Annotated in this window: 4 protein-coding genes; all 4 read right to left on the reverse strand. The window is 28.9% G+C overall.

All coding sequences use genetic code 11. The features are described from left to right. Nucleotides 1-1,444, reverse strand: a 1,444-nt coding sequence (rny, locus tag ACWYO2_RS04490; RefSeq protein WP_455515299.1) for a ribonuclease Y, incomplete at its 3' end; no start/stop codon positions are given. Nucleotides 1,445-1,467: 23 nt separating this feature from the next. After that, nucleotides 1,468-1,863, reverse strand: a complete 396-nt coding sequence (locus ACWYO2_RS04495; protein ID WP_455515300.1) for a hypothetical protein — start codon at nt 1,861-1,863, stop codon at nt 1,468-1,470. 153 nt (nt 1,864-2,016) lie between these two features. Next, nucleotides 2,017-5,532, reverse strand: coding sequence for a YadA-like family protein (locus tag ACWYO2_RS04500; protein ID WP_455515301.1), 3,516 nt, complete (start codon nt 5,530-5,532; stop codon nt 2,017-2,019). Nucleotides 5,533-5,734: 202 nt separating this feature from the next. Continuing rightward, the coding region (locus tag ACWYO2_RS04505; RefSeq protein WP_455515302.1) for an ABC transporter ATP-binding protein at nt 5,735-6,431 on the reverse strand (697 nt) is incomplete at its 5' end.

The raw sequence follows: 6,431 nt of genomic DNA on the forward strand, positions 1-6,431 counted from the left end.
CTTCTGGTTTAACTATCAATCTTAACTCTCTTCCAGCTTGTATTGCATAAGAACTTTCTATACCTTCATGCGAATTTGCTATTTCTTCTAATTGTTCTAGACGTTTTAAATAATTTGTTAAAGTTTCACGTCTAGCTCCTGGTCTTGCTGCACTTATTGCATCAGCTGCTTGAACTATTATCGCTTCTACTGATTTAGGTTCTACTTCATTATGATGAGATTCAACTGCATTAATTACTAATTCGTTTTCTCTAGAATGACGTTTTAAAAATTCTGCACCATTTATAGCATGTGATCCTTCTTGTTCGTGAGAAAAAGCTTTACCTATATCATGTAACAATCCAGCACGTTTAGCTATATCTACATTAGCTCCTAATTCTGTAGCTAATGCAGCACAAAGATGTGCAACTTCTATTGAATGTTGTAAAACATTTTGTCCAAATGAAGTTCTATATTTTAATCTACCTAAAGTTTTAAGAACTTCTTTAGGTAACGAATGTATTCCAACTTCAATTATAGCTTCTTCTGCTGCATTTATTGTTGATTCTTCAACTTCAGCTATAGATTTTTCTACTAATTCTTCTATCTTAGTTGGATGTATTCTTCCATCTTGTATTAATTTTTCAAGTGCAAGTCTTGCAACTTCTCTTCTAACACCATCAAATGATGAAAGTACAACAGCTTCTGGAGTATCATCTATTATTAAATCAACACCTGTTGCTGCCTCTAATGCTCTAATATTTCTACCTTCTTTACCTATAATTCTTCCCTTCATTTCTTCACTAGGAAGTTGAACTACAGATATAGTAGCATCTGCAACATAATCAGATGCTGCTTTATTTATAGCCACAGCTATAGTTGATTTTGCAATTCTTTCCTTTTCTCTACTTAAATTATACTCAAAATCTCTTATCATAACAGCTTTATCGTGCTCAAGTTCGCCCTCTAACTTATTAAGTATAAGTTCACGTGCTTCTTCACTTGTTAAGCCTGAAATTCTTTCTAATTCTTTTTCTTTTTTCTCAAACATTGCATTTAATTCATTTTCTATTTCTAAAATCTTCTCTTTTTTTTCTTCAAGTTTAGCTTCTTTTTCTTCAAGTTTATTAGTTCTTATTTCTAAATTTTCTTCTTTTTTAGAAATTCTTTCCTCTTTTAATAAAATTTCAGATTTCATTATTTTTATTTCTTCATCAGCAAGTTTTTTTTGTGCCAATATTTCTTCTTTTACTTTTAAATTTTCTTCTTTTCTTAAAGATTCAATTTCTCTTTCTATATCTTTTTTATCTGTTTCTAACTTACGTTTCAAATTTACTATCATTAATTCTAAATCACTATATTCACCATATTTAGTAACAAATTTATTATTTATTTTATTAAATCCTATTACTAAAACTACTGCGATTATTACAATTGAAAGTAATACTACAATTAAATTAAACACTTCTTTCTCCTCTCTTTAGTTCTTTATTCTGGGTTTATACTTTCTATTTTCCATTCACTATTATACTTTACCCAAACTATATCAAAATACATAGTTTCTAATTCATAATTTATCAACATAATACTTTTTGCTCTATTTTCAGATACTACTTCTATATCTTCTGAAAATAAAAGTGTCATATTAGATAAATCATAATTATTTAAATAAGAAAATTTAATGTTATTTAAAAAAGAATTAACTATCTTTTTCTTTATTTCTTCTTTATTATTATCCTTAGCTTTTAATACAATATATTCTTGAACCTTAACAATTTCACTTACAATATTATTCTTATCATCAACTGTTAATATTCTATTACTTTGAATACTTGAACAGCTAAAGAATAACAAAAAACTTATATATAAAATAACTTTTTTCATATTCCTCCCATTGTATTTATCTTATCATAAATTTGGTATTTTTTCAATATATTTATACAGTTCTTTTTAAGCAAATAAAAAAACAAAAAAGGACCACATTTAATATAAATGTAGTCCTTAAAATATATTAATTATATGAAAAATTATAATTTTTTATTTAACTTTCAATAATTCTTTCATTTGTAATTTAAGAATTTCTAATTCACTTTCAAGTTTTGATAATTTTTCTTGACTTAATCTATCTTTTTCTTTATAATTCATTACTTCTTTTTCTAAAGAAACAATTCTTCCTTTTGTTTCATTATCAACATTTTCAATTTTATCAAATTGATATCCAAGTCCTATACCAAGTGCAATATTTCCTTTAGTATTTAAAGATCCACTTGCTCTATATACTATAGTTCCTTTTTTATTTATTCCACTTAATCCTAATGCAAATGCACTTTCACCTTTATACATTCCATAAGATCCAGCAACATTATATCTATGACCACTCATTGAACTTACTTGTGGAAGATTAGCCATAGCTACAGCTGTTGCAATACCAGAATTAGCAGTATTTCCTAATTCAGAAATTTGAGATTTAACAAATCCAACATTAGCTGCTGAGCTATCATCATTTACATCTGGATTAGCTAGTCCTGTAAGTTTAACTTCATTAGTTTTATCATCATATGTAAGACCACCCATTACTGCACCCTTTTTCTTGATTTGTATTCCCTTATTAGTAAGTTCAGTTTTAGGTTCATCTTCGTTATCACTTGCAAACTCTATAGAATCTATATTTTTAAGTTTCTTAGCAAGTTGTACTTCTAATTTACCATCCTTATTAGCTTTTACATTAATATTACCTGACGCACTTTCAAATTTAGCTGATGCTGCTTTATCAACACCTTCTCCAACTATCTCAACTTTATTTCCTAAAGTTTTATGAATAACTGTTTCATCATTACCACTAAAGTCTAATCCTGCTTGAGCTAAAGCTTGTAAATCCCCAACATTAGCAACTTTATCTAGACCTTTCTTTTGAGTAACTAAGTCTTTAATTACATTTTTAGCAACTTCTTCTGTAACAGGAGTTTGATTTCCATCTTTATCTTTAGCAACATTATTTAATCCAGCTAATCCATTTTCTACATTTCTTAATGTTGTTGGTGTATCAGTTTTACCATCTGGACCTACTAAAGATAAAACAGGTTTTTCAACTGCTGTTTTTCCTTCTTTAGGAGCTCCATTTTCATCTAAGTCATCTTTATGATAATATTTACCATCATTACCTTTAACTAATCTTTCTCCATTTTCATCAGTAAATACAGTTGGTCCAGCTTGACCATTTCTTATAGCATCTACTTTATCTCCAATAAATTTACCATCTAAACCATCTTCTTTTTCAAGACCTTTAGTTTCTGTTTTAGGAGCATTTGGATCTTCTTCTTTTGCAACTAACCCTAATTTTTCAGCTATATCTCTAACAGCTCCTTGAGTTGCTGCTTTTCCAGCATTATCCCCTTTACCATATGTATTATTATCTTTATCTGTAACTTTTTCATTTTTAAGACCTGTTATTTCTCCAGTAGATATACCATTATGATTTATTGTTGTATTTCCTGTTTCTCCCTCTTTAGTTACAGAAATTCCATCTTTACCTATTGTTGTAACTTCAGGCTTATCAGTTCCATTTGAACTTGTAAATTTAGCTCCAGAGTCAGTTAATTCCATTTTTGTAGTTGTTCCATTATCTGAATTTTCTAAAGAAGATATATTCTTAAGATTTTTAGCAAGTTGTATTTCAAGTTTGTCATCTTTAGCTTTTACGTTAATATTTTCAGAAGCACTTGAAAAATCAGCTGATGCTTCTTTAGTTACACCCTCTCCATATATTTCTAATGTTGAACCTATTTCTTTTTTAATATTCGTATCAGTATTATTTCCTTTAAAGTTTAATCCTGAAGACTTAATCTCATCAATTTTAGCTATAGAGTTTTTTAAATTATCTGATAATTTATCTTCTGTTATTGCTCCATTTGCTATTTTATCTTTAGTTACTGCCCCATCTTCTAATTTATCTGTAGTTATTGCACCATTTTTTATTTTTGAAGTTGTAACAGCATCTGCTGCTATTTTTGATTCTGTAATAGCATTATCAGCAATTTTATCATTAGTTACAGCATTAGCTGCTAGTTTATCATTTGTTATCGCTCCATCTGCTATTTTATCTTTAGTTACTGCCCCATCTCCTAGTTTATCTTCAGTAATAGCTCCATCTACTATTTTTTCTGTAGTTACAGCATTATCTGCTATTTTATCACTAGTTACAGAATTATTTACTAATCTTTCTGTAGTAATTGGAGTTGAGGTATTTGCTCTAATTTCTGCTATTTCATTCATTAATGTTGGATCAACTTTTTCTCTTGTTATTGCTCCATTTTTTATTTTATCACTAGTAACTGCATTAGCTGCAAGTTTTTCACTAGTTACAGCCCCTGCTCCTATTTTGTCTTTAGTTACAGCTCCTTGTGCAAGTTTATTTGCAGTTATTGCACCATCTGCTATTCCTAATTTAAGTCCTGTTTCTCCAAGTATTCTTCCATCACCATTTTCAACAGTAATTCCTTCACCTGTAACATTACCTTTTTTTACATTTACATTATACGTTGTTTTAGTTAATTTAGTATCATTATCTACTTCTGTTGATTCAGTTACTGTTATAGGATCTGTTCCTGTTACTATTGTATTTTTGAAATTAGCTAATTTCTTTAATTGACGAACTGTTACTGCTTCATGGTCTTCAGCACCATCAGCTAAATTTTGAATTCTTCTATCCCCAACTGAAACTGTATATTTTGCTTTACCTGCATCACGTGTTGTATTAGTTAAATATGAAGCAGCTGCACTTGGACTAGTAACTGAGTACGATCCTAATGCTACTGAATTATCATCTACAGCTACCGATCTACTACCTAAAGCTGTAGCTCTTTCTCCTATGGCTAGCGCTAATCCTCCTATAGCTATTCCTTCACTGGTTACCGCAGCTGCACGAGCACCTACAGCAGTAGAACCAATACCACTTGCAAATGTACGTGACCAACTACTACCAACTCTAATTAAACTTTTTATTATTTCTCTTTTCTCATTTTCATCAGTTACTTCAACTATTTTTTTTACTTTTACTCCGTTTTCTTCTACTTCTATTTCTTTTTCAACTTTTCCATAAGTTTTTAATATATTTTCAGCTATAAGATTATAGTATTTAGAATCTATCCTTCCAGGAACTTTATCATCAGATCCTATTGCAACAACAGATTTCCCTAAACCTATAACATCATTTCCTATTACTACTGATTGCTCTGCTTTTAAGATATTTTTTGTTCCAATCATAACAGTTTGATGAGAAACATTGTCTTTCATTTCGTTTACATATCCTATTACTACTGCCTCTGCTGAAGTATTAACATTTCTTTCACCAAGTGTAACATTATGTTTATTAAAAACTGTATTATCTGTTCCAATATTAGTTCTTTCATTATAATCAGTAACAACTTCTGCATTTGCAATTAACCCGTTACTAACTACCCCTAACATTAAAAAAGTTAATATAGATTTTGAATTTATACTAATCTTATTTTTTAAATTTGTTTTTAACCACCTTTTTACTTCATTAAAATTCATTCTAATTTATTCTCCTTTCAGTTTCAAATTTATATTTTTACTTTTATATTATACCCCCCCCCATACGTTTTTGTCAAGTCCTTTAGAAAAATAATAATAATGTAAAATTTTTCACAATATAAATAATATGTAAAAAAAAGGAATTATACCTTTTTATCAAAGATATAATCCCTTAAAATATAATTATATTTCACAACTTTTATTATATTCTATCTCCATTTTCATCAAAGAAGTGTAATGCTTCTGTATCAAATCCAAATGAATGTTCTTCTCCTGGTTCATAGTTATAATAACCTGGCATTGTAATAACTAATGTAGATCCATCACTTAATTTAACATAAAGTGATTTTTCTTTACCTAACATTTCTACAACTTCTATAACTGCTTTAAATCTATTTTCATGTTCTTTTCCACTTAAGAATCTTTCAGATCTTATACCAATAGAAACTTTTTTACCTTCATATTCTTTTAATCTTTCTCTATCTGCTTCATTAGCTTTAATTACTATTTCTTCAGAATTAGATATGAAATGTCCATTTCTAATGTGTCCTTCTAAAATATTCATAGTTGGTGATCCTATAAATCTAGCTACGAATATATTGTTTGGTTTATTATAGAATTCTTCTGGCTTACCTACTTGTTGAATAACACCTTTATCAAGTAAAACTATTCTTGTTGCCATTGTCATAGCTTCTGTTTGATCATGTGTTACATAGATAGTTGTAGTATCTAAATCTCTATGTATTCTTACAAGCTCTATTCTCATATGTTCTCTAAGTTTAGCATCAAGGTTAGATAATGGTTCATCCATCAAGAATACTGCTGGTTTTCTAACTATTGCACGTCCTAATGCAACCCTTTGTCTTTGTCCTCCAGATATATCTGATGGTTTTGAATAT

The organism is Pseudostreptobacillus sp. (assembly GCF_977040545.1).